Origin of the sequence: Thermocrispum agreste DSM 44070, assembly GCF_000427905.1 — a bacterium.
Taxonomy (GTDB): Bacteria; Actinomycetota; Actinomycetes; order Mycobacteriales; family Pseudonocardiaceae; genus Thermocrispum; species Thermocrispum agreste.
This window is the reverse complement of the sequence record NZ_ATYX01000006.1, coordinates 426865-450000: the sequence shown is the minus strand read 5'-3', so window position 1 is coordinate 450000 and position 23136 is coordinate 426865. Positions and strand designations below refer to the sequence as shown.

Annotated in this window: 21 protein-coding genes (1 of these 21 only partly in view); 2 read left to right on the top strand and 19 right to left on the bottom strand. The window is 71.0% G+C overall.

The window, feature by feature from the left end:
• From YWY_RS0104295 to YWY_RS0104255, 9 genes are all read right to left on the bottom strand, one after another.
• On the bottom strand, nucleotides 1-500 hold the 5' portion of the coding sequence (locus YWY_RS0104295; protein WP_051309722.1) for a DNA-3-methyladenine glycosylase. 157 nt of this gene lie to the left of the window's left edge; the window shows 500 of its 657 coding nt (coding positions 1-500); it begins with the start codon at nucleotides 498-500; its stop codon lies beyond the left edge, outside the window.
• Between the two features lie 5 nt (nucleotides 501-505).
• Nucleotides 506-1948 carry an argininosuccinate lyase gene (gene argH, locus YWY_RS0104290; protein ID WP_038044369.1) on the bottom strand — a complete coding sequence of 481 codons (1443 nt, stop codon included), beginning with the start codon at nucleotides 1946-1948 and terminating at the stop codon, nucleotides 506-508.
• Nucleotides 1948-3378 carry an argininosuccinate synthase gene (gene argG, locus YWY_RS0104285; protein ID WP_028846605.1) on the bottom strand — a complete coding sequence of 477 codons (1431 nt, stop codon included), beginning with the start codon at nucleotides 3376-3378 and terminating at the stop codon, nucleotides 1948-1950. The genes argH and argG overlap by 1 nt, the downstream gene beginning before the upstream one ends.
• Nucleotides 3375-3923 carry an arginine repressor gene (locus tag YWY_RS0104280; protein ID WP_051309720.1) on the bottom strand — a complete coding sequence of 183 codons (549 nt, stop codon included), beginning with the start codon at nucleotides 3921-3923 and terminating at the stop codon, nucleotides 3375-3377. The genes argG and YWY_RS0104280 overlap by 4 nt, the downstream gene beginning before the upstream one ends.
• A gap of 91 nt (nucleotides 3924-4014) precedes the next feature.
• Nucleotides 4015-5226: an acetylornithine transaminase gene (locus tag YWY_RS0104275; RefSeq protein ID WP_028846603.1), complete on the bottom strand. Its 1212-nt coding sequence runs from the start codon at nucleotides 5224-5226 to the stop codon at nucleotides 4015-4017.
• Complete coding sequence (gene argB, locus YWY_RS0104270; protein WP_028846602.1) at nucleotides 5219-6163, bottom strand: acetylglutamate kinase; 945 nt, start codon at nucleotides 6161-6163, stop codon at nucleotides 5219-5221. Before argB ends, YWY_RS0104275 begins: the two co-directional genes overlap by 8 nt.
• On the bottom strand, nucleotides 6160-7347 hold the full coding sequence (gene argJ, locus YWY_RS0104265) for a bifunctional glutamate N-acetyltransferase/amino-acid acetyltransferase ArgJ (protein ID WP_051309673.1): 1188 nt from the start codon (nucleotides 7345-7347) through the stop codon (nucleotides 6160-6162). Before argJ ends, argB begins: the two co-directional genes overlap by 4 nt.
• The gene (argC, locus tag YWY_RS0104260; RefSeq protein ID WP_038044368.1) at nucleotides 7344-8393 is read right to left on the bottom strand and encodes an N-acetyl-gamma-glutamyl-phosphate reductase; all 1050 of its coding nucleotides are present in this window, start codon (nucleotides 8391-8393) and stop codon (nucleotides 7344-7346) included. Before argC ends, argJ begins: the two co-directional genes overlap by 4 nt.
• 920 nt (nucleotides 8394-9313) lie before the next feature.
• Nucleotides 9314-10912, bottom strand: a complete 1599-nt coding sequence (locus YWY_RS0104255; protein WP_028846599.1) for an alpha/beta hydrolase — start codon at nucleotides 10910-10912, stop codon at nucleotides 9314-9316.
• Nucleotides 10913-11542: 630 nt separating this feature from the next.
• Between YWY_RS0104255 and YWY_RS0104245 the strand changes: the two genes are divergently transcribed.
• Nucleotides 11543-12223 carry a DNA alkylation repair protein gene (locus YWY_RS0104245; protein WP_038044367.1) on the top strand — a complete coding sequence of 227 codons (681 nt, stop codon included), beginning with the start codon at nucleotides 11543-11545 and terminating at the stop codon, nucleotides 12221-12223.
• A gap of 390 nt (nucleotides 12224-12613) precedes the next feature.
• Here YWY_RS0104245 and YWY_RS0104240 read toward each other — a convergent pair whose 3' ends face one another.
• The 7 genes from YWY_RS0104240 to infC all read right to left on the bottom strand — a co-directional run bounded on the left by YWY_RS0104240 (nucleotide 12614) and on the right by infC (nucleotide 18985).
• Complete coding sequence (locus tag YWY_RS0104240) at nucleotides 12614-13093, bottom strand: hypothetical protein (RefSeq protein ID WP_028846597.1); 480 nt, start codon at nucleotides 13091-13093, stop codon at nucleotides 12614-12616.
• Nucleotides 13094-13210: 117 nt separating this feature from the next.
• Nucleotides 13211-15709, bottom strand: a complete 2499-nt coding sequence (gene pheT / locus YWY_RS0104235) for a phenylalanine--tRNA ligase subunit beta (protein ID WP_028846596.1) — start codon at nucleotides 15707-15709, stop codon at nucleotides 13211-13213.
• Nucleotides 15709-16758, bottom strand: a complete 1050-nt coding sequence (gene pheS / locus YWY_RS0104230; RefSeq protein WP_028846595.1) for a phenylalanine--tRNA ligase subunit alpha — start codon at nucleotides 16756-16758, stop codon at nucleotides 15709-15711. The genes pheT and pheS overlap by 1 nt, the downstream gene beginning before the upstream one ends.
• A gap of 108 nt (nucleotides 16759-16866) precedes the next feature.
• The gene (locus YWY_RS0104225; protein WP_245566539.1) at nucleotides 16867-17670 is read right to left on the bottom strand and encodes a TrmH family RNA methyltransferase; all 804 of its coding nucleotides are present in this window, start codon (nucleotides 17668-17670) and stop codon (nucleotides 16867-16869) included.
• Nucleotides 17671-17708: 38 nt separating this feature from the next.
• The gene (rplT, locus tag YWY_RS0104220) at nucleotides 17709-18089 is read right to left on the bottom strand and encodes a 50S ribosomal protein L20 (protein WP_028846593.1); all 381 of its coding nucleotides are present in this window, start codon (nucleotides 18087-18089) and stop codon (nucleotides 17709-17711) included.
• Between the two features lie 92 nt (nucleotides 18090-18181).
• Nucleotides 18182-18376, bottom strand: a complete 195-nt coding sequence (gene rpmI / locus YWY_RS0104215) for a 50S ribosomal protein L35 (RefSeq protein ID WP_028846592.1) — start codon at nucleotides 18374-18376, stop codon at nucleotides 18182-18184.
• 69 nt (nucleotides 18377-18445) lie between these two features.
• The gene (infC, locus tag YWY_RS0104210; protein ID WP_028846591.1) at nucleotides 18446-18985 is read right to left on the bottom strand and encodes a translation initiation factor IF-3; all 540 of its coding nucleotides are present in this window, start codon (nucleotides 18983-18985) and stop codon (nucleotides 18446-18448) included.
• 293 nt (nucleotides 18986-19278) lie between these two features.
• On the opposite strand from infC, the gene YWY_RS0104205 reads away from it, so the two are divergent.
• Complete coding sequence (locus YWY_RS0104205) at nucleotides 19279-19650, top strand: DUF1844 domain-containing protein (RefSeq protein ID WP_028846590.1); 372 nt, start codon at nucleotides 19279-19281, stop codon at nucleotides 19648-19650.
• 21 nt (nucleotides 19651-19671) lie between these two features.
• Here the strand turns inward: YWY_RS0104205 and YWY_RS0104200 are convergent, their stop codons facing one another.
• Genes YWY_RS0104200 through YWY_RS0104190 form a run of 3 tightly spaced genes read right to left on the bottom strand, consistent with a single transcriptional unit; the run spans nucleotide 19672 to nucleotide 22984 of the window.
• The gene (locus tag YWY_RS0104200) at nucleotides 19672-20697 is read right to left on the bottom strand and encodes an NAD(P)H-dependent flavin oxidoreductase (RefSeq protein WP_028846589.1); all 1026 of its coding nucleotides are present in this window, start codon (nucleotides 20695-20697) and stop codon (nucleotides 19672-19674) included.
• A complete protein-coding gene (locus tag YWY_RS0104195) occupies nucleotides 20694-21377 on the bottom strand; it encodes a response regulator (protein ID WP_028846588.1) in 684 nt (227 codons plus the stop codon). The genes YWY_RS0104200 and YWY_RS0104195 overlap by 4 nt, the downstream gene beginning before the upstream one ends.
• Nucleotides 21374-22984: a sensor histidine kinase gene (locus tag YWY_RS0104190; RefSeq protein ID WP_028846587.1), complete on the bottom strand. Its 1611-nt coding sequence runs from the start codon at nucleotides 22982-22984 to the stop codon at nucleotides 21374-21376. Before YWY_RS0104190 ends, YWY_RS0104195 begins: the two co-directional genes overlap by 4 nt.
• Nucleotides 22985-23136 lie beyond the last annotated feature (152 nt).

The following is a 23136-nucleotide window of genomic DNA, read 5'->3' as shown; positions in this document are numbered from 1 at the left end:
GGCGACGACGGCTCGGTCACGTCCACGCCGTTGTGCTCCCGGGTGATGCCCAGGGCGGTGCACAGGCGTGCCGGGCCCCGCGCCAGGTCGGCGTGGTTGCGGGCGGCCGGGCGCCGCCGGGCGGCCAGCTGCACGCCGTCGACGATCTCCGCCGCACGCAGCAGCACCGCGCCCGGCTCACCGTCGGTCATGCTGACCACGTTGGCGCAGAAGTGCATGCCGTAGACGAAGTACACGTACAGCCTGCCTGCCGGCCCCCACATCACATCGTTGCGGGCGGTGCGCCCGCGGTAGGAGTGCGAAGCGGGGTCGTCGGCGCCCCGGTAGGCCTCCACCTCGACGATCCGGGCGCGCACCCCGTTGGCCTCGATCGTGCTGCCCAACAGCAGGTGAGCGGCGTCCACCGGGTCGACCGACAGTTCCTCGCGCGTCAACAGCCGGGTCACGCTGCCGCAGCTTACGGCGGCCGCCGTAGGCCCACGCAGCGGTCCCCCGCCCATCCGGCTCAGCCGAGGTGCGCGGGTGCTGCCGCCCACCGGCGAGCCTCACTCAGCCGTTCGGCGACCGCGGCCAGCTGCTCGGCGACCCGGGACGGCGCCGTGCCGCCGAGGGCGTCGCGGCTGGCGATCGACCCTTCCACCGACAGCACCTCGCGCACCTTCGGGGTCAGCGCCGGGTGCACCGCGGCCAGCTCGCCGTCGGTCAGGTCTTCCAGCCCGGCTCCCCTGCTCTCGGCGATCCGGACGCACTCGCCCGCCGCCTCGTGCGCCACCCGGAACGGCACGCCCTGGCGCACCAGCCACTCCGCGACGTCGGTGGCCAGCGTGAACCCGGCAGGAGCGAGCTCGGCCATCCGGCCGGTGTGGAAGGTCAGGGTGCTGATCATCCCGGCCAGCGCCGGGTACAACAGCTCGAGCTGCTCGATCGAGTCGAACAGCGGTTCCTTGTCCTCCTGCAGATCGCGGTTGTAAGCCAGCGGCTGCGCCTTCAGCGTGGCCAGCAGGCCGGTGAGGTTGCCGATCAGTCTGCCCGCCTTGCCCCTGGTCAACTCCGCGACGTCGGGGTTCTTCTTCTGCGGCATGATCGACGAGCCGGTGGCCCACGCGTCGTCCAGCGTCACGTAGCCGAACTCGGCGGTGTTCCAGATGATCACTTCCTCGGCGATGCGGGACAGGTGCACTCCGAGCATCGCCAGTACGAACGCGAACTCCGCGGCGAAGTCGCGCGACGCGGTGCCGTCGACGGAGTTCTGCACCGCCGCCGGGAAGCCCAGCTCGGTAGCCACCGCCTCGGGATCCAGGCCCAGCGACGAACCGGCCAGCGCGCCGGATCCGTACGGCGACTCGGCCGCCCTGGCGTCCCAGTCCCGGATACGCGAGACGTCCCGCAACAGCGCCTGCGCGTGCGCCAACAAGTGGTGCGCGAGCAGGATCGGCTGCGCGTGCTGCAAGTGCGTCCGGCCCGGCAGAACAGCGTCCGGATGACGCCTCGCCTGATCCACCAGCGCTTCGACGATGTCGAGCACGCCGTTGGCCGCCCGGCGCGCGGCGTCACGCAGGTACATGCGGAACAGCGTGGCGACCTGATCGTTCCGGGATCGGCCGGCGCGCAGCTTGCCACCCAGCTCCGTTCCGGCGCGCTCCAGCAGACCGCGCTCCAGCGCCGTGTGCACGTCCTCGTCGGCCGGCTCCGGCCGGAAGGCACCGGACGCGACGTCGTCGGCCAGCTGGTCGAGGGCACGCAGCATCGCGTCGAGCTCGTCGTCGGTGAGCAGACCGGCCTTGTGCAACACCCGGGCGTGGGCGCGGGACCCGGCGATGTCGTACGGCGCCAGCCGCCAGTCGAAGTGGGTCGATGCGCTCAACGCGGCCATGGCTTCGGCCGGCCCGCTGGCGAACCGGCCACCCCACAGCGACGTCGCGCGCTGGTTCTGCTCGTCGTCGGCCATCAGTCGGTCCCGTACTCCATCGCGGCTTCGTCCAGCGTCTTGCCCTCGTCGCCGGACACGGCCGGGTTCGCCGTGATCCGGTCCGCCCCGCCCGCGGGCAGCTCGCCGAACAGGGTGCCGTTCTCCACCAAGACCTGCCCCTGGTCGAGCGGCTGGCGGGCGTAGAACTCCAGCTTGTCACGGGAGTCGGCGATGTCCAGGTTGCGCATGGTCAGCTGGCCGATCCGGTCGGTGGGGCCGAACGCGGCATTGGACACCTTCTCCATGGACAGCCGCTCGGGGTGGTAGGAGAAGTTGTCGCCGCGGGTGTCCAGGATCGTGTAGTCCTCGCCACGCCGCAGCCGGAGGGTGACCTCGCCGCTGACCAGCGAGGCGATCCAGCGCTGGATGGCCTCGCGCAGCATCAGCGCCTGCGGGTCGAGCCACCGTCCCTCGTACAGCAGCCTGCCGAGCTTGCGGCCCTGGGCGTGGTAGTTGGCGATGGTGTCCTCGTTGTGGATCGCGTTGAGCAGCCGTTCGTAGGTGATCCACAGCAGGGCCATCCCCGGGGCTTCGTAGATGCCGCGCGACTTGGCCTCGATGATCCGGTTCTCGATCTGGTCGGACATGCCCAGGCCGTGCCTGCCGCCGATGGCGTTGGCCTCCAGCACCAGCTCGACCGGGTCGTCGTAGGTCTTGCCGTTGATGGCCACCGGGCGGCCTTCTTCGAACCGGACCGTCACCTCCTCCGGCTCGATGTCCACCTCGGGGTCCCAGAACCGTACGCCCATGATCGGCTCGACCGTCTCCAGCGACACGTCGAGATGCTCGAGCGTCTTGGCCTCGTGGGTGGCGCCCCAGATGTTGGCGTCGGTGGAGTAGGCCTTCTCGGCCGGGTCCCGGTACGGCAGGCCGTGCGCGGTCAGCCACTCGCTCATTTCCTTGCGGCCGCCCAGCTCGCTCACGAAGTCCGGGTCCAGCCACGGCTTGTAGATGCGCAGCTCCGGGTTGGCCAGCAGGCCGTACCGGTAGAACCGCTCGATGTCGTTGCCCTTGAAGGTGGACCCGTCACCCCAGATGTCCACCCCGTCGGCGTGCATCGCGCGCACCAGCATCGTGCCGGTCACCGCGCGCCCGAGCGGTGTGGTGTTGAAGTAGACCCGGCCCGCGGAGCGGATGTGGAACGCACCGCAGTTCAGTGCGGCGATGCCCTCCTCCACCAGCTGCCTGCGGCAGTCCACCACCCTGGCGATCTCGGCGCCGTACTCCTTGGCCCGGCCGGGCACCGAATCGATGTCGGATTCGTCGTACTGGCCGAGGTTGGCGGTGTAGGCGCACGGGATCGCCCCGTTGGTGCGCATCCACGCGACGGCGACCGACGTGTCCAGGCCGCCGGAGAAGGCGATCCCGACCCGCTCTCCCTTGGGCAGCGACGTGAGAACTTTGCTCAACCTTCTTCTCTTCCTTCGTTGTCGACGTGCTCGTTCCGGTGCCGATCGGCCATGCCGGTGAACCGGCTTGCCAGCTCCGCCCCGGTGACCGGTTCCCTGGCGACGACCATGACCGTGTCGTCGCCCGCGATGGTGCCCACCACTTCGGGCAAGGCCGCCCGATCGATCGCGCTGGCCAGGAACTGCGCCGCGCCCGGCGGCGTGCGCAGCACCGTGATGTTGGCCGAGCCTTCCGCCGAGACCAGCAGTTCGCTGAGCAGCCGGGACAGCCGGGACGTGCCGCCTTGCACGCCGCGCACCGGGCTGCCGTCCTCCGGGATGACGTAGACTGGCATGCCGCCGTCGGCGCCGCGGAGCTTGACCGCACCGAGCTCGTCGAGGTCGCGGGACAGTGTCGCCTGGGTGACCTCGATGCCTTCCGCGGCCAGCATGCGCGCAAGCTCCGTCTGGCTCCGGATGGCCTTGGTGGAGACAAGCTCGACGATGCGCGCCTGACGGGCGGCGCGCGTCGCTGCCGGATGCGCCCCGGTCACCGTCGCTCCCATCGTCGTCGTGTCCCGTCTGCGCGGCTGCGGGCCGCCGCGGTGCCTGCCCGGCCCGCCTCCGGCGGCCTTCCGGGCGTGTGTGCCCGACCGGTCATGCCGCCGCTCCCGCATCGAACGCGGCAGGCGCGGCGGCCAGGAACGATTCGGCTTGTTCCTCGGTCAGGATCAGCGGGGGTGCCAGCCGCACCGTGTCCGGGCGGACCGGGTTGACCAGAAAACCTGCCTGCTGGGCCGCCTTGGCGACGGCGCCTGCCGCCGGCTTGGTGAGTTCCACGCCGATCAGCAGCCCCGCGCCGCGGACCTCCGCCACCAGGGGGTGCTTCAGGTCCGCCAGGCCGGTCATGAGCAGCTTGCCGACCTTGCCGACATGGTCGAGCAGTCCTTCCGCGTCGATGGTGCGCAGCACCGCGAGTCCGGCCGCGCAGGCGACGGGGTTGCCGCCGAACGTCGTGCCGTGCTGCCCAGGAGCGAGCAGGGTCCCGGCCTCGCCCACACCGATCACGGCGGCCAGCGGGAGCCCGCCCCCGAGGCCTTTGGCCAACGTGACGACGTCCGGCACGATCTGCGCCTGCTGGAAGGCGAACCACGAGCCTGCCCGCCCGATGCCGGTCTGCACTTCGTCCAGCACCAGCAGAGCGCCGTGCCGCCGGGTGATGTCCCGGGCGGCCCGCAAGTAGCCGTCCGGCGGGACCACCACGCCGCCTTCACCCAGGATCGGCTCGAGGAACACGGCCGCCGTTTCCCCGTCGACCGCGGCTTCCAACGCTGCTGCGTCCCCGTACGGCACGTGGTGCACCTGCGGCAACAGCGGTTCGAACGGCGCGCGCTTCGACGGCTGCCCGGTCAGCGTCAGCGCACCCATGGTGCGGCCGTGAAAGGCGTTCTCACAGGCGACGATCTTCGTTCGGCCGGTCAGCCTGGTGATCTTCAATGCCGCTTCGGCGGCCTCGGCACCGGAGTTGCAGAACAGCACCTTGCCGCCGTCCGGCGCGAGATACGCGACCCGCAGCAGCTGTTCGGCCAGCTCGAGGGCCACCGGGTTGATGTAGAGGTTCGACGTATGGCCGAGCGTCGCCACCTGGGCGCTGACCGCCTGGACCACGGCCGGGTGCGCGTGGCCGAGCGCGTTCACCGCGATACCGCCGACGAGGTCGACGTACGAACGGCCGTCGGCGTCCCACACCACGGCGCCTTCGCCGCGCACAAGCTCCAGCTCGGGGGTGCCGTAGTTGTTCATCACCGCGGCCCGCCAGCGCTGCTGCGCTGCGGCGTTCGAGCCCGACGGCTGGACCGTGTCAGACACTCCTGGCCTCCTCCTGGCGCGGCTCGGGCAGCACCATGGTGCCGATCCCGCTGGTGGTGAACACTTCGATCAGCACCGAGTGCGCGATGCGCCCGTCGATCACGTGCGCCGATCGCACGCCGCCGCGGATGGCACGCACGCAGGCCTCCATCTTCGGGATCATGCCGCTGGACAGCGTGGGCAGCATGTCCTCGAGCCGGTCGACGTGGATCTTGTCGATGAGCGACGAGCGGTCCGGCCACGCCGCGTAGAGGCCTTCGACGTCGGTCAGCACGACCAGCTTCTCCGCGCCCAGCGCGGCGGCCAGCGCACCCGCTGCGGTGTCCGCGTTGACGTTGTGCACGACGCCGTCGGCGTCCGGCGCGACCGTCGACACCACGGGAATGCGCCCGGCATTGACGATGTCGAGCACCGCGTCCGGATTCACGCTGGTGACCTCGCCGACCAGCCCGAGGTCGACGACCTCGCCGTCGACCGTGGTTTCCTTGCGGGTCGCGGTGAACAGGTGGGCGTCCTCCCCGGAGATGCCCACGGCGTAGGGGCCATGCTGGTTGATCAGGCCGACCAGCTCACGGCTCACCTGCCCGGTGAGCACCATGCGGACGACGTCCATCGTCTCCGGGGTGGTGACCCGCAACCCGTTGCGGAACTCGCCGCGGATGCCGAGCCGCTCGAGCATCGCCGAGATCTGCGGGCCGCCGCCGTGCACCACGACCGGCTTCAGGCCCGCCAGCCGCAGGAACACCATGTCCTGCGCGAACGCGGCTTTCAGCTCGCCGTCGACCATGGCGTTGCCGCCGTACTTGATTACGACGGTGGCGCCGTGGAAGCGCTGCAACCAGGGCAGGGCTTCGATCAGCACTCCGGCCTTCTCGGCCGCGGAGGCCAGCCGTTCGTCGGCCGGAACGGTGTGTTGCTTCGTCTCGTCCGGGGTCATGAGGAGTACGCGCTGTTCTCTTCGACGTAGCCGTGGGACAGGTCGGTGGTCAGCACGGTGGCGCGGCCGGGGCCCGCGTGCAGGTCGACCTCCACCGTGATGTCGGTGCCGGACAGGTCGGCCTTCGCGCGGTCCTCCCCCGCGGCACCGCCTTCGCACACCCGCACGCCGTTGATGGTGATGTCCAGTCGTTGCGGGTCGAACTCGGCCGCGTTGCCCACGGCCATGGCGACCCGGCCCCAGTTGGGGTCGGATCCGAAGAACGCCGTCTTGCACAGGTTGTCCCTGGCCACCGCGCGGGCGACGGCTTCGGCCTCGGCATCGGTGGCCGCGCCGGTGACGGTGATCGTCACGTGCTTGGTCACGCCCTCGGCGTCCGCCTGAAGCTGGGCCACCAGATCACGGCTGACGCGGGTCAAGGCCGCCGTGAACTCGTCCAGGCCCGGCTGCACGCCGCTGGCGCCCGAGCTGAGCAGCAGCACCGTGTCGTTGGTCGACGTCCCCCCGTCGACGTCGAGCCGGTTGAAGGTCTCGTCGACCGCCGCACGCAACGCGGCCTGCGCGTCGGCCGAGCTGGGCAGCTGGGCGTCGGTGGTGATGACCGACAGCATGGTGGCCATGTTCGGCGCGAGCATGCCCGCTCCCTTGGCGAAACCGCCGACGGTCCATTCGCCTGCGCTGAGCGCGCTTTGCTTCGGCACGGTGTCGGTCGTCATGACGGCCGTCGCGGCGGCAAGGCCGTGCTCCGGAGTCGACCCGAGCTGCCCGGCCGCGGCGTCCACACCGGACAGCACGGCGTCCATGGGCAGCCGCTGCCCGATCAGGCCGGTCGAGCACACGGCCACCTCGATGGCGCCGATGCCGAGCACCTTGGCGACGTGCTCGGCGGTGGCGTGGGTGTCCTGGAAGCCTTCCGGGCCGGTGCAGGCGTTGGCACCGCCGGAGTTGAGCACCACGGCGGTGAGCTTGCCGGTGGTCAGCACCTGCTGCGACCACAGCACGGGCGCGGCCTTGACCGTGTTGCGCGTGAAGACGCCTGCCGCGATGCGGGACGGGCCGTCGTTGACGACCAGGGTGAGGTCCTTGGCGCCGGATTCCTTGATGCCGGCGGCCACGCCGGCGGCCCGGAATCCCCGCGCGGCGACGACGCCTTGCGACCGGTCCAGCGCGTCGTTGTCGGTCATGGTGCGACTCCCGTCGTTGGCAGGCCTGTGGTTTCCGGCATGCCGAGGGCCAGGTTGAGGCACTGCACGGCGGCCCCGGCGGTGCCCTTGGTCAGGTTGTCGATCGCGGCGACCACGACGAGACGACGAGCGTTGGTGTCGACCGCGATCTGCAGGGCCACGTTGTTCGAGCCCAGAGTGGCCTTCGTGGTCGGCCAGGAACCGTCGGGCAGGACGTGGACGAACGGCTCGTCGTGGAAGGTCTTCTCGTAGACGGCGCGGGCGGAAGCGGTGTCGACGTCTCCGGCGTCAGGCGACAGCGGGGCGGTCGCCGTGGTCAGGATGCCGCGCGGCATCGGGGCGAGCACCGGTGTGAACGAGACGGTGACCGGAGCACCGGCGGCAGCCGCCAGGTTCTGCTGGAACTCCGGGGTGTGCCGGTGTACGCCGCCGACCCCGTACGCCGACGCGCACCCCATCACCTCCGCGCTGAGCAGGTGGGGCTTGAGTGCCTTGCCCGCCCCGGACGTCCCGGTCACCGCCACCACGGTGACGTCAGGCTCGATGAGTTTCGCGGTCAGCGCCGGCGCCAGGGCGAGCGACCCACCGGTCGGGAAGCACCCGGGCACCGCGATGCGCCGCGCTTGCGTCAGCCGATCCCGCTGCCGCGTGCCGTCGGCCAGCGGTAGCTCCGGCAGGCCGTACGGCCACGCACCGGCGTGCTCGCCTCCGTACCAGCGAGCCCAGTCGCCGGCGTTGGTCAGGCGGTGATCCGCGCCGAGATCGATGACGAGTACATCGTCCGGGAGCTGCGCGGCCAGCGCCGCCGAATGACCGTGCGGCAGCGCCAGGAACACCACGTCGTGCCCGGACAACACCTCCGGCGTGGTCTCTTCCAGCACGCGGTCGGCCAAGGGGAACAGATGTGGATGGTGCGCGCCCAGCGGCGTGCCCGCATTGCCGCCCGCGGTCAACGCACCGATGCGAACGGACGGGTGGTCGAGCAGCAACCGGAGCAGTTCTCCACCGGCGTAGCCGCTCGCGCCCGCCACGGCAACCGAGATCATGCGAATAATTATGCACCCCCATGCAAACTCACTCAACGCGGGCCGGTCGACGTGACACTGCTGAGCGAAGACAGGCCCGGTAGCGGCCGGTCCCAGCCGCTACCGGGCGAACCCGGACAGCAACTCGGCTCCCGCCTTGCGCCCGCAGAGCGGAAGGGGGCGCAGGCCAGCGCGCCGATCCTCGCTGTCTCCCCCCGTGCGCCTGCTGAGCGGGGTGCGGACGGAGATCGATTGCCCTCATGTGGCGTCACGGATGGGGCGGTCCCCGCCGTCCGTCAGCACAGCCGGGCGAGTCCGGCTGCGCGGATGGCGTGCGGCCTGCCGCTGCCGCGCGCCCAGCCGCGGAGGGCTGGCCGCCTGCGGCTGCGGAGCGTGGCCCGCCACGGATGGGCTCGCTCCCCTGCGACTACGGCCGACTGCAGGTCCGCACGCCGGGCGGGACGCACCTACTGGCACTTCCGGACCGCAGATCATGGCGGTTTTCTGGCGCCCGGCACGCCCACCTGCGGTCGGCTCTGGCGCGCGGACCCTTCGGCACTGGCCCGGCGGCCAGCTGGTCCGAGGCTCGAGCAGTGAGCTGGCGGAGGTACACCGTGCCGCCACGGCACCGGAGAGGTCGGCCGGTCCTTCCGAGCTAGGGCCGCCGAGCTGAACGCCCACGCTCGGCGGCCCTCGCCGAAAATGGCTGCCTTCCGTGCCGATGCCCCGTGTCGGCCCGGCATTCCAGGGCACTCGGTTGCGACGCTCCTGCCCCGCACCAACGATCCCCACCAGCCCGGACTCCCGGGACGTTCGATTGCTTCCCTCGTGGCCGAGCGGTCCCTTCCGGGCCGATACGGCGCATCCCGGCTGAGCCCCCAATAGCACAGCGAACGCCCCGGCAGCGGCGGCTGACCGGGGCGTTCGCGAGGTTCAGCGGATCAGCGGAAGCGGGCGGGACGCAGCGCCTCCTCGAGGACGGCGGGCTGCTTCGCCGTGCGAACCTGCGCCTGCGCCGCACCCTCCGGCACCGGCTTGGGCAGCGGCGCACACTGCGCGTCGGAGTCGTTGCCCTTCGTGCGTTCCGGCAGCTTGCCGGTCGCCAGGTAGTCGGCGACCTGGTCGTCCACGCAGACGTTGCCGCCGAGCGAACCGGAGTGAGTGGTGCCACCCGGCACGCTGATCAGGCTGGACTTCGGGAACCGCTTACGCACTTCCAGCGCACCGGAGAACGGCGTCGCGGCGTCCTCCTCCTCGCTGATCAGCAGAATCGGCGGGGCCTTGCTCCCGTCGACCGTGGGCGCCGTGCCCGGCTTGGCGGGCCAGCTCCGGCACGGCGCGTTGTACCAGGTGTTGGCCCAGGTCAGGAACGGGGCCCAGGAGTGGATGCGCCAGCTGTCCTCGCGCCACGTCTTCCAGTCCTTCGGCCACGGCGCGTCGGTGCACTCCACCGCCAAGTAGATGGCGTAGCCGTTGTCGTCCCCCATCCCACTGACCGCGTCGTACTGCTCCTTCAGCAGCGACCAGTCCTTGTCGTGCACCCACGCGGCGAACGCCGTCGCGATGGCGTCCCAGTCGTACTGGCCGTATCCCGCGGGCAGGAACAAGTCGATCAGCTCGGCAGACCCGATCTTGCCGCCTGCCGGTTCGCGGTCCAGCAGCTCCTTCTGCCGGTAGAACTCCCGCTCCACCTCGATCGCCTTGTCGCCGAGGTGGTAGACGTCGTCGTAGCGGGCGATCCAGTCGAAGTAGATCTTGACCACCCGGTCGAAGTGGATGTCCTGGTTCAGGTTCGCCTCGTACCAGACCGTCGCCGGGTTCACCACACCGTCGAAGACCGCACGGTGGATGCGCGACGGGTACTGCGTGGCATAGACCTGGCCGAGGTACGTGCCGTAGGAGAAGCCGTAGTAGCTGATCTTGTCCGCGCCGAGCGCTTTGCGGATGGACTCGATATCGGCGACCACGTCGCGGGTCTTCAGGTGCGGCAGCAGCTCCTTGGCCTCGGCCTTGGCGCACGCCTTGGCGTACTCCGCCATCTTCTTCAGCCACGTGCGCTCCAGCTCGCTCGTCGACGGGACGTACTCCGGCTTGTCGTAGCCGAAGTAGTCCGGATCGCAGCGCAGCGCGGGCTCGCTGGAGCCGACTCCGCGCGGGTCGAACCCGATCCAGTCGTAGGCCTTGCCCGCGTTCTTCGGCACGAAGTCACCCAGAATCGACAGACGCAGGCCTGCTCCCCCCGGCCCGCCGGGGTTGACCAGGATCGGCCCCTGGTACTCCGCCTCGGACGACGTGTGCTTGATGCGGGAAACCGCCAGCTTGATCTTCTTGCCGCCCGGCCGCGCATAGTCGAGCGGGACGACGACATGCCCGCACTCCGCGCCCGCCCTGGCCAGGACCGGATCCTCGCACTCTCCCCACTCGATCGGCGGAGGCTGGTAGGTCGGCGCGGCTTCCGGCGCCGCACCGGCGGCCGGCGCCAGCGCCGCGACGCCTGCCGCCAGTCCGGCAGCGGCCACCGCGGCCATGATCTTTCTCATCGCTGTCCCCTCGTGTGTTCGCCCGATCATGCCCGGGCCGGACGATGATCAAGCGACAATACTCAGCGAATCGCCGCGCGTCCGCCAGCCAACGGTCGTCGGTCATCACCCAGCCGGATGTACTTGCCTCGAGCCCCGGGCGAGCCGGAGGGTGGCCGCTGCACATGTGTCGGCCACATCAGTGCGGCCGTCCCCGCCACGTCAATGGATCGGGCGAGATGGTCGTCCATGAGGCCAACCGATGCAGCGAGACGGTCACCACGGCGCCGTCAATGCAGCAAGACCATCACCACCGCGCCAGTCGCCACCCACGCGGATGGCACCAGCTGCACGGGCCACAGCAGCAGTGCGATGTCCACCGCCGCACCGGGTCGATCGCTCCCTGGCCTGGCCGATCGCCGTGGCCGGGCGGACACGGTGCCCCTCGACACCACACTCGACACCGCAGTAGCGCCATGCGGCCAGCCGCACCAACAGCCACAGCAGCGCGGTGCTCGCCCGGCCGAGCACCGATCTGGGCGGGCTCGATCGCAGCTGCCGCATGGACACGTTGCACGGATGTGGGCATCGGCCGGCTCGACGGCGCCGGCCACGTCCGCCCGCCCTCCCCTGCCCGCTACCGTCACGACCATGACCCAGCCGTTGATCCGGGCCGTCCGCGACGGCCTGGCCGAGCTCGCCGACTCGGGCAGGGCCCCGGACATGCAGCGCTACATGAAGTCCGCCATGCCGTTCCGCGGTGTGCCGAAACCCGCGCGCGCCCAGCTGGCCCGGCGGGTCTTCGCCGAGCACGTCATCGCCGACCGGGCGACCTGGGAGGCGACGGTGCGGCAGCTCTGGCACGAGGCGACCTACCGCGAAGAGCGCTACCTCGCCATCGAGCTGACCGGCCACCGCATGGCCCGCGCCTGGCAGGACCCGGACGCCGTGCCGCTGTACCGCGAGCTGATCGTCACCGGCGCATGGTGGGACTTCGTGGACGAACTCGCCATCCGCCGGATCGGCCCGATCCTGCGCCGGTTCCGCGACGAGCTCACCCCGCTGATGCGGTCGTGGGCCCGGCACGAGGACCGCTGGCTGCGCCGTTCCGCGGTGATCTGCCAGGTCACCGCGAAGGCCGCCACCGACCGCGACCTGCTCGCCGATGTCATCACGGCCAACATCGACGACAAGGACTTCTTCCTGCGCAAGGGAATCGGGTGGGCACTGCGCGACTACGCGAAGACCGACCCGGATTGGGTCCGGGCTTTCGTCGCCGAACACCCTGGGCTCTCGCCGCTTTCCCGCCGGGAGGCGCTCAAGAACCTCTGACCACTCGGGCCGACACCGCCGTCCTTTCGTGCCGGGGCGCCGGGCCAAGCGCTCCCACCGGGAACACGGCCCTGTCAGGACATCCCGCCCACACGAACCGGCGCCGCACACGAGCGATCCGGCCTTCCCGAACCCGACACCACGCTCGAGCGACCCGGACCTGCCGAACCCGACACCACGCTCGAGCGATCCGGACGTCGTTCCGACGGAGAACCAGGGGAAGTATGCCGCCGCATCCTCGATGCGCTGGAGCGCGAGATCGTGCCGCAACCGACGACGAGCCATGAGACTGTCGGATGCCAAGTCCGGTCCTTGCGGACCGAAGCCACGCACTGTCCGATCAGCCCGGACCAGTGCCATGCTCGCGCTGTGCGACCCGCCCGGGCCGGTTCACCCCCTGTCCTCGTCGCGTTGACTCGGCGGGGGCGGCAGGTACGCGCCCGGCGTGTACGGATCGCAGCCGATCAACGGCAGCCTGCGCAAAATGGCGCTCTGGGTTCGGCCGAACGCTTCCGCGATGTCCCGCAGGTCCTCGCCCGCGATCCAGCGCTTCTCCAACTCCGCATCCAGCTCCGCGGTCCACGGCCGCCCGGTGTTGCTCGGCTGTTCCCGGCGCCGGTGCCGATGTCTCCGCGGCTGCCCGGCCGCCGCCAGCAACTCGTCCGACAGCACCTCGGCCACGGCACTCAGCGCGCCGGCCGCCACCTCGACCTGGCCGGCCGCGACCGGGCGGCCTTCCGGGTCCGCCACGTCCAACCGCACGGTGACCTGCCGCTCGGCGGCCTCGGATTCCTGCTGCGCGACCACTTCGAGGCGGTACGCGTGGCCATCTCTCCGGAACTGGGTCCGGTGCTCCTCGATGATCGTCATGGCCCCGACGGTATGCCCGGTCCCGGCCTCAGCGAGGCGTCCGGCGCGAACGACGCCACTTACGGCGCCACTGACGTCACCAGGGTGATCAGCGGCGCCCGGAATGCGCCACTCACGTCACGCGCGCAGCGTCGCCCCGAACTCCTCCGCCGCAGCAGCCACCGCCGCGTCCCGCAGCTCGACAGCTTCCTCGCTGGACAGCGTGCGCTCCGGGTCCCGGAACCGCAGCTTGAACGCCAGCGAGCGCTTGCCGTCGCCGATCTGCTCACCGGTGTAGATGTCGAAGAGCGTGACGTCCTCCAGGCGCGCACCGGCACCGGAGCGAAGCGCCTTCTCCACCGATGCCGCGGGCACGGATTCGTCGACCACCAGTGCGACATCCATCAGGACCGGCGGGTACGGCGACATCGGCGGAGCAGGCCGGTTCTCCACCACCGGGACGGCGTCCAGGTCCAGCTCCATGGCCACGGTCCGCTTCGGCAGGCCCATCGCCTCGACGACCTTCGGGTGCAGCTCACCGGCGTATCCCACCGGGAAGTCGCCCACCAGCAGCCGCGCACACCGGCCCGGGTGCCACGGCGCGTGCTCGGCCGCCTCGATCTGCAGCTCGACGCCGGACACCTCGGCCACGATCCTGGCGGCCTGCACCGCGTCGGCCCACGCGGCCGACCGTCCGGGACCCCACCAGCCGGCGCGCTCCCGGTTGCCGCTCAGCACCACCGCCACATGCAGTGGTTGCTTCGGCACGGAGGCTTCCAGCGTGGCCAGTTCCTCGTCCGACGGACGCTCGGTCACCGGAGGGTCGGGCACCCGGGGGGCGCCCTTCTGCGGCAGGAAGACCTGGCCGATTTGGAACAACGCCACGTCCCGCAGGCCACGCGACTGGTTGCGCTGCAGCGCGTCGAGCAGCCCCGGCAGCAGCGTGGTGGCCAGCTCCGCGCTGTCGGCATCGAGCGGGTTCAGCAGCGAGACGGTGTTCCGCCGGACGTCGTCCGCAGGCAGGCCCATCTTGTCCCAGGTCTGCTTCGACACGAACGGCGGCGGCGCCACCTCCACGTAGCCCGCTTCGGCCAAGGCGCGGGCCACCGACCGCTTGCGCCGCTGCTCGGCGGTCAGCCCGGTGCCGGGCGGGGCGGCAGGCACCGTCGACGGAATGGTGTCGTAGCCCTCCAGCCGCAGCACTTCCTCCACCAGGTCGGCGGGCCGTTGCAGGTCGGGCCGCCACGACGGCGGCTCCGCGACGACCAGACCGGTCCCGTCCGGCGCGGTGTCGATGGAGACCTTGCACCCGATCTGGGTCAGCCGCCTGGCCGTCACGCCGCGCTCGTACCGCACGCCCGCGACCTCGTCCGGCAGCGAGATCGGCATCGTCACCGGGGGAAGCTTCTCCATCCGGCCCTCGTCGGTCCGGCCGAGCTGGACGGTGCCCCCGCCGTAGGTGCGCAGCAGGTTCGCGGCCATCTCGACGGCCACCGGGGCGACCGCCGGGTCGGTGTGCCGCTCGAACCGTTTGGCCGCCTCGGAGAACAGGTGGTGCCTGCGCGCCGTGCGGCTGATCGACGCCGGATTCCAGAACGCGCCTTCCAGCAGCACGTCGGTGGACTCCGGGGTGATCTCCGTGCTCGCCCCGCCCATCGTGCCTGCCAGCGAGATCGGGCCGGTGTCGTCGCAGATGACGATGTCGCCCGGGTCGAGCACCCGCTCCACGTCGTCGAGCGTGGTGAGCTTTTCGCCTTCCTTGGCCCGGCGCACCACCAGTTCGCCCTTGACGCGCTCGGCGTCGAAGGCGTGCAACGGCTGGCCCAGCTCCAGCATCACATAGTTGGTGACGTCCACCGCCAGCGAGATGGACCGGATGCCCGCCAGCATCAGCCTGCGCTGCATCCACCACGGAGTCGGCGCGCTCGGGTCCAGCCCGGACACCCGCCGCACCACGAACCGCTTGCAGCCGTCCGGGTCCTCGATCCGCACCGGCCACGCGTCGCCCTTGGCCTTCGGCAGCTCCCGCAGGCCGGGATCGGCGAACGGCAGGTCCAGCGCGCACGCCAGCTCCCGGGCCAGGCCGCGCACCGACAACGCGTAGCCACGATCCGGCGTCGGCGTCACCTCGAGCACGGCGTCGTCCAGCCCCAGCCCCTCGGTGGCGTCGTCACCCGGCGTGGCCGAGTTCCTCGGCAGCACCAGGATGCCGCTGTGGTCCTCGCCCAGGCCCACCTCCCGGGCCGAGCACATCATGCCCTCGCTGAGGTGGCCGTAGGTCTTGCGGGCACTGATGGCGAAATCACCCGGCAGCACCGCACCGGGCAGCGCCACCACCACCAGATCGCCCTCGGTGAAGTTCGTCGCGCCGCAGATGATGCCGCGGGTGGCGTCCGTGGAGCCGGGCTCCACCGCGTCGCCGACGTCCACCCGGCAGTACCGGATCGGCTTCTTGAACTGCGTCAGCTCGGTGATCTTCTCCACCCGGCCGATCACCAGCGGGCCGCGCACCTGCTCCAGCCGGTGCACCCCGTCGACCTCGATGCCGACCCGGACCAGCGCGTCGACCACCTCGTCGACACCGATCCCCTCGGTCAGCGCCAGGTGCTCGGTCAGCCAACTGAACGGAACCTTCATCAGCAGGCCTCCATCCCGAACGGCAGGGTGAACCGCACGTCACCCTCGACCATGTCACGCATGTCGGGGATGCCGTTGCGGAACTGCAGCGTGCGCTCCAGGCCCATACCGAAGGCGAATCCGCGGTACTCGTCCGGGTCCACCCCGCAGGCGCGCAGCACGTTCGGGTCGACCATGCCGCAGCCACCCCACTCGACCCAGCCCGGGCCGCCCTTCTTCTCCTCGAACCACACGTCGACCTCGGCCGACGGCTCGGTGAACGGGAAGAAGTGCGGGCGCAACCTGGTCCGCGCCGACGCCCCGAACATCGCGCGGGCCAGCACGTCGAGCGTGCCCTTCAGGTCGGCCATCGTCAGGCCCTTGTCCACCGCAAGGCCCTCGACCTGATGGAACACCGGCACGTGGGTCGGGTCGGCCTCGTCGGTGCGGTAGCACCGGCCCGGGCACACGATGTACACCGGCAGCTTGCGGTGCAGCAGCGTCCTGGCCTGCACCGGCGAGGTGTGCGTGCGCAGCACCAGCCGCGAGTCCTCCGGCGCGACGTAGAACGTGTCCGCCATCAGCCGGGCCGGGTGGTCCTTGCCGAAGTTCAACGCGTCGAAGTTGAACCACTCGGCCTCCAGCTCCGGGCCGTCGACGACCTCGTAGCCCATGCCGACGAACACGTCCGCGATCCGCTCGGCCATGGTGATCACCGGGTGGCGGGCGCCACGCGGGATCCGGTCCCACGGCAGCGTGACGTCGACCGCCTCCTGGCGCAGGACCTTCTCGTCCCGCTCGGCGCGCAGCTGGGCCAACCGCTCGTCGTAGGCGGACTGGATGGCTTGCCGGGCCTCGTTGACCCGCTTGCCCGCCGCGGCCCGGTCCTTGGCGTCCAGCGAGCCGATCATCCGGCGGGCGCGCAGCACCGGCGAGCCGTCGCCCAGGTGCGTGGGTTTCACCGCGGCCAGCTCGTCCAGGTCCGCGGCGGCAGCGAAAGCCTCCCGCGCGGACCGGACGGCCTCGTCCAGTGCGGACTGCGCGAGTTCGGCTGGTGGTGTTGCGTTCATGACTCCTCGGCCGGCTTGATGACCACGTTCCGTGCACCAAGATCGTGCCGCATCGGCTGCCGCGGAACGGGACCGGCCCCCTCGCCTCCTCGCTCTGACTCGTCTACGTCACTGTCGGCTGCTCTGCGAGCGCTGCGCGCGAGCGGTCGCGTACAGGCAGACGGCTGCCGCTGTGGCCAGGTTCAGGCTCTCCGCGGCGCCGTAGATCGGCACGGCCACGGCGGCGTCGGCGGCCCGGGTCACCTCGGGTGCCAGGCCGTGCGCTTCGTTGCCGAACAGCCACGCCGTCGGCTCGGCCAGCGCGGCCTCCACGTCGGCGTCGTCCAGCCGCTGCGTCGCGCGCCCGTCAGCGGCGACAACGCGAAGCCCGGCGGCACGGCACGCAGTCATAACGTCCGCCACATCGCGCTCGCGAGCCACGGGCAGATGGAACAAGCTCCCGGTCGACGCCCGCACGCATTTGCCATTGTGCGGGTCCACCGAATCGCCGGCGAGCACCACTGCGTCCGCGCCCGCCGCGTCCGCGACCCGCACCACGGTGCCGGCGTTGCCCGGATCGGACACCCCCACCAGCACCGCCACCATGCGCGGGCTGTCGCCGATGGCCTCGGCCACGGTGACGTCCACGGTGTCGCACACGGCGACCAGCCCCTGCGGCGTGACCGTCTCGGACAGCAGCTCGGCCGCGCGCGGAGTCACGGTGGAGACCCGCACCCCGGCGGCACGAGCCTGCCGCACCAGGTCCGCGTGCCTGCTCGCGGCCTGCTCGGTGACGAACAGCTCGTGCACCGCTGCGGGGCGATCGCGGCCTGCCGCGCGCGCCAGCGCCTCGCGGACCGCTTGCGCCCCTTCGGCGAGAAACCGCCCGGCCGCCGACCGGCCGGAGCGCGTGGTCAGCTTCCGGGCGGCCACCACCCGTGGTGTGCGGTGGGTGAAGATCTCCTGCGTGATCAGGCCGACTTCTTCGCTTCCTGGGCCGGAACGTTCTGCTTGGCCAGCTCGACCAGCGCGGTGAACGCGGTCGCGTCGTTGACCGCCAGGTCGGCCAGGATCTTGCGGTCGACTTCCACCTCGGCGGCCTTCAGGCCCTGGATGAAGCGGTTGTAGGTCATGCCGTTGGCGCGGGCCGCCGCGTTGATCCTGGTGATCCACAGCTGCCGGAAGTCGCCCTTGCGCGCCCTGCGGTCGCGGTAGGCGTAGTTGAGCGAGCGCAGCGACTGCTCCTTGGCCTTGCGGTACAGCCGGGAGCGCTGCCCGCGGTAGCCCTTCGCCTGCTCGAGAATCGCGCGACGCTTCTTCTGGGCGTTCACTGCCCGCTTGACGCGTGCCATGGGTCCATCCTGTCGAATCTCGGGGGCGGATCCGCCGCCCCGGGGTGGTCGTGGTCAGTTGGCCGGAATGTGCTGTCCGGCGCCGGGCACCGTCAGATGCCGAGCATCCTCCGGACGGTCTTCACGTCGGCCTTGGCGACGTCGCCGGTGCCTTCCAGGCGGCGCGTCACGCGGCTCGACTTCCGCTCCAACAGGTGCCGCCTGCCGGCACGCTGACGACGCAGCCGGCCACTGCCGGTGACCTTGATCCGCTTGGCGGTACCGCTGTGCGTCTTCTGCTTAGGCATGAATTCTCTTCCTTCTCATGGCAGGCCGATACCGCCCTCTGCCGGGGCGGTGGTCGTGACCTGACCCGTCTACCTGCCCGAGCGGGCAGATCGCTTGCTGGACTCGGCGTCCTTGCCGGCCTTCTTGCCCTTCTGCTGCTTGATGGGCGCCAGCACCATCACCATGTTGCGGCCGTCCTGCTTCGGTGCGGACTCGACGACGCCGAGGTCGGCCACGTCGTCGGCCAGCCGCTGCAGCAGCCGGAATCCGAGCTCGGGACGCGACTGCTCCCGGCCGCGGAACATGATGGTGACCTTGACCTTGTTGCCGCTCTTGAGGAAGCGGGCGACGTGGCCCTTCTTCGTCTCGTAGTCGTGGTCGTCGATCTTCGGCCGGAGCTTCTGCTCCTTGATCACCGTCTGCTGCTGGTTCCGGCGGGACTCACGGGCCTTCTGGGCAGCCTCGTACTTGTACTTGCCGAAGTCCATGAGTTTCGCCACCGGAGGGCGTGCCTGCGGGGCGACCTCGACCAGGTCGAGATCGGCCTCCTGCGCCAGGCGCAATGCATCCTCGATGCGGACGATGCCTACCTGCTCGCCGTTCGGCCCGACGAGCCGAACTTCGGGCACGCGGATGCGCTCGTTGATGCGCGTGTCGGAGCTGATGGGGCCTCCTTGGTCCGTTGTTGCCTTTGCTGTTGTCGTCCGGGGCCCCCTTGACGCCGACAAGCGTCGGGCCCCACCTGCCATCGGCAGTGGGGCCCACAACTCCGATCGTGTCCGCACCGGCGGACACCTCGCCGATGGTGCCATCGGCGAGACCGGACCCGGCCGCCTCGAAGCGGCGACTCGGGTGGGAGCGGGGCTCCACTTGCTCACACCCGGACATCCGGGTGTGAGTGGCTCATGGCAGGGTACCAGACGTGGCTGATGATAGTGCGAACGCGGCCAGGGATGGAGAGTATTCCGAGCTGCCGCAGCGGGACCTTGCCGACGTCCCCAGCGTCGAGGTTGTCACCAGGGCCGCCGTCATGCTGCTGTCCGCGGCCGCCGAGCGCCTGGGCTTGGCCGACGAGGATCCCGACACCAGCCCGCGCCGGGACCTTGACGAGGCACGCAGGCTGATCACGGCGCTCGCCGGTCTGGTCACGGCGTCGGCCGAGTACCTGGGTGCCCACGCGGCGCCGCTGCGTGACGGCCTGCAATCGGTGCAGCGTGCGTTCCGGGAGGCCTCCCCCGTGCCGGATCCGCCCGGACAAGGCCCCGGAGAGAAGTACACCGGACCGGTGCACTAGCCAGGGCGTCCCCGGCTCCGGCTAGCGCAGGCGCTCGGCCTGCGTCCACAGTTCCGCGACGATCTCGGCCGCCGGGCCGGTGCGGGCCGTGCGATGACCGGTTCCTGCCCACAAGGCCAGGCCCTCCGGGTCCCCGGCGGCCGCGGCTGCCGCACGAATCGGCGCGGTCAGCTGGTGCACCTGCGGATGGACCGCCGGCGTGGCGCCGTCGAACTGCTCGACGAACGACGTACGGATGGCCCGGGCAGGGCGGCCGGTGAACGCGCGCGTGACGACCGTGTCCGGGCGTCCTGGATCGGCCAGCGCGTCCTTGTGCGCCTGTTTCGCGCCGGATTCGTCGCTCCGGACGAACGCGGTCCCGAGTTGAACGGCGGAAGCGCCCGCGGCCAGTGCCGCAGCGATCGCGTCCGGTGTCGCCATGCCACCTGCCGCGATCACCGGCACGCCGGGCCGGATCCGGCGCAGCAGCTCGACGAGGGGGGCCCGGCCCGGCTCGTCGGTCATCCGGTGCGTGCTGCGGTGCCCGCCGGCCTCCGGCCCCTGCACGCACAGCGCGTCCGCCCCGGCAGTCACCGCGTTCCGTGCCTCGTCGGCGGTGGTGACCGTGACGATCACGGTGCTGCCTGCGGCACGGAAGGCCTCGATCACCCCGGCGTCCGGAATGCCGAAGGTGAACGAGACCACCGGAACGCGCTCGGCGAGCAGCATCTCCACCTTCTCCGCGAAGAAGTCGTCGTCCTGCCAGTCCGGCTCGGGAATCGTCACACCGTAACGCTCGGCGACCGGCCGCAGGCGCTCGCAGTACGGCCGCAGGTCGACTTCGCGACGCGGCGGTTCGGGGACGAACAGATTCACACCGAAGGGCTGGTCGGTTGCCTGCCGCACCGCGCGGATCTGCTCCCGCAGAGCATCCGCTCGCAGGTAGCCGCCCGCGAGGAAACCCAGGCCACCCGCGCTGGTCACCGCCTGCACCAGGGCAGGTGTCGACACCCCACCCGCCATCGGTGCCTGCACGATCGGAATCGCGCGCCCGGACACGTCGATCATGGCCGCTTCACCGTACGGTATCGCAGCTCCGGCCGCCCGACCTGGCCGTAGGACGGACGACGCTCGACCACGCCGCTGTCGGCCAGGTACTCCAGATAGCGCCGGGCGGTCACCCTGGACGTCCCGGTGCGTCTGCCGGCCTCCGCCGCCGAGAGGCCGTCCGCCGCCTCGCGCAGCGCCGCCATGATCGCCTCCAACGTCGCGCCGCTCATCCCTTTCGGCAGCGCGCCGTGGTCGACCGTGCGCAGCGTGCCGAGGATGCGATCGACCTCCGACTGGTCGGCTTCCCCGGACGCCTGGCGGTAGCGGGCGTAGGCGGTGAGCTTGTCCCGCAGCGTGGCGAAGGTGAACGGCTTGATCAAGTACTGCACGACGCCGACCGAGACGGCAGCCTTCACCACCTCGAGGTCGCGCGCCGACGTCACGGCGATGACGTCGACCGGATTGCCGGCGGCACGCAGCCCCCGGCACAACGTCAGCCCGTGCGTGTCCGGCAGGTAGAAGTCGAGCAGCACCAAGTCGGCATGCCCGGACTTGAGGAAACGCGTCGCCTCCGCACCGGAATGCGCCACGCCTGCCACGGTGAACCCGGGCACGCGTTCGACGTACTCGCAGTGCGCTTGTGCGGCGATCGGCTCGTCCTCCACCACGAGCACGGCGATGTCGGACGGCGGGCTCACGAGCGCACCCCGGCAGGCAGCCGCACAGTGAACACTGCTCCGCCGGAGCTGTCGTTGCGCACGTCCACCGAGCCGCGGTAGCGCCGCACCACCTGGCCGACCAGAGCCAGCCCCAGGCCGTGCCCCGGCGCGGATTTCGTGGACCAGCCGCGCCGGAACACCATCTCGGTGTCCAGCACGCCGGCACCGTTGTCGGACACTCGCATGAACAGTTCACCGCCCTCGCCGCGCAGATCGACCCGGACCCGTGGCGGGGTCCTGCCACCTTGTACCGCCGCGTCCATGGCATTGTCGACGAGATTGCCGAGCACCGTCACGGCGTCCCTCGGCGCGATGCCGTGGTCGCCGATCAGCGAATCGTCCACCGCCGCTCCCTCCTCCAGCACCAGCTCGATCCCGCGCTCGTTCGCCTCGGCCAGCTTGCCGAGCAGCAACGCGGCCAGCACGGGCTCGGCGACCGCGCCAACCACTCGGTCGGTCAGCTGCTGGGCGATCTCCAGTTCCGCGGTGGCGAACCGCACAGCTTCCTCCGTGCGGCCGAGCTCGACCAGCGAGACGACGGTGTGCAGGCGATTGGCCGCCTCGTGGGCCTGCGACCGGAGCGACTCGGCGAACCCCCGCACGGTGTTCAGCTCGCCGGTCAACGCCTCCAGCTCGGTGTGGTCGCGCAGCGTCACCACGTTGCCCATCGGCCGGTCGCCGCTGCGCACCTGGGAGGTGTTCACCACCAGGACACGGTCGTCGGTCACGTGGATCTCGTCGGGGCGCGGCCGGGTCGACGTGAGTGCGTCGGCCAACGGATCCGGGAGGCCGAGCTCGGCCACCGGCGTGCCCTCCGGCGGTGTCTCCGGCAAACCGAGCAGCGCGCGGGCGCTGTCGTTGCACAGCCCGACCCGGCCGTCGGCGTCGACCAGGATCAGCCCCTCCCGGACGGCGTGCAGGATCGCTTCGTAGTAGGAGAACATGCGCGCCAGTTCGGCCGGCCCGACACCGCGCGTCTGCTTCTTCAGGCGGGAGCTCACCAGCCACGAGCCGGCGATCCCGACGGCCAGCACGGCGCCCGCGAGCATCAGCAACGGACCCAGCCGCTCGTTCAGCTCCGCGGTGACCGCCTCGACCGTGATGCCGACGCTGACCAGGCCCACGATCTCGTCGCCGTGGTGGACGGGGACGACGGCCCGGATCGACGGGCCGAGCGTGCCGGTGTAGGTCTCGGTGAAGATCTGCCCACGCAGCGCCGGACCGCGATGTCCCAGGAACGTGCCGCCGATCTGCTCCGGGTTCGGGTGGGTGTAGCGGGTGCCGTCCGGGGCCATGATCGTGATGAAGTCGACACCGGTGTCGGTACGCACCCGCTCGGCAAGTGGCTGCAAGCGCCGCGTGGGATCGTCGCTGCGCAGCGCCTGCTGAACGTCCGGCATCCGCGCCACGGCGACGGCAACCGCGGTGGACTCCTCCCTGGCCGCATCCTCGCTCGCCCTGGCGGCCTCCCGGTAAGCCAGCAGCACGCCCGCGCCGACCAGCACCGCGACCATCACCAGCAACAGAACCAGCAGCTGTCCCGCCAGGCTCCACGGTCGCCGCGGCCTGCTCGGTCGCTGGGCCATCGCCGCCTCCGGATCGTGCCGTGAGTGAACGGAATGAACATAACGGTGACCGGAGTCACAAGTCCCCCGATAGTGCTACCCACGCACAACCGACGTCTGGAGGAGGCACTGATGGCGAAGGAGCCTGCCGCCACCGCACCGCCGGCTCGCCG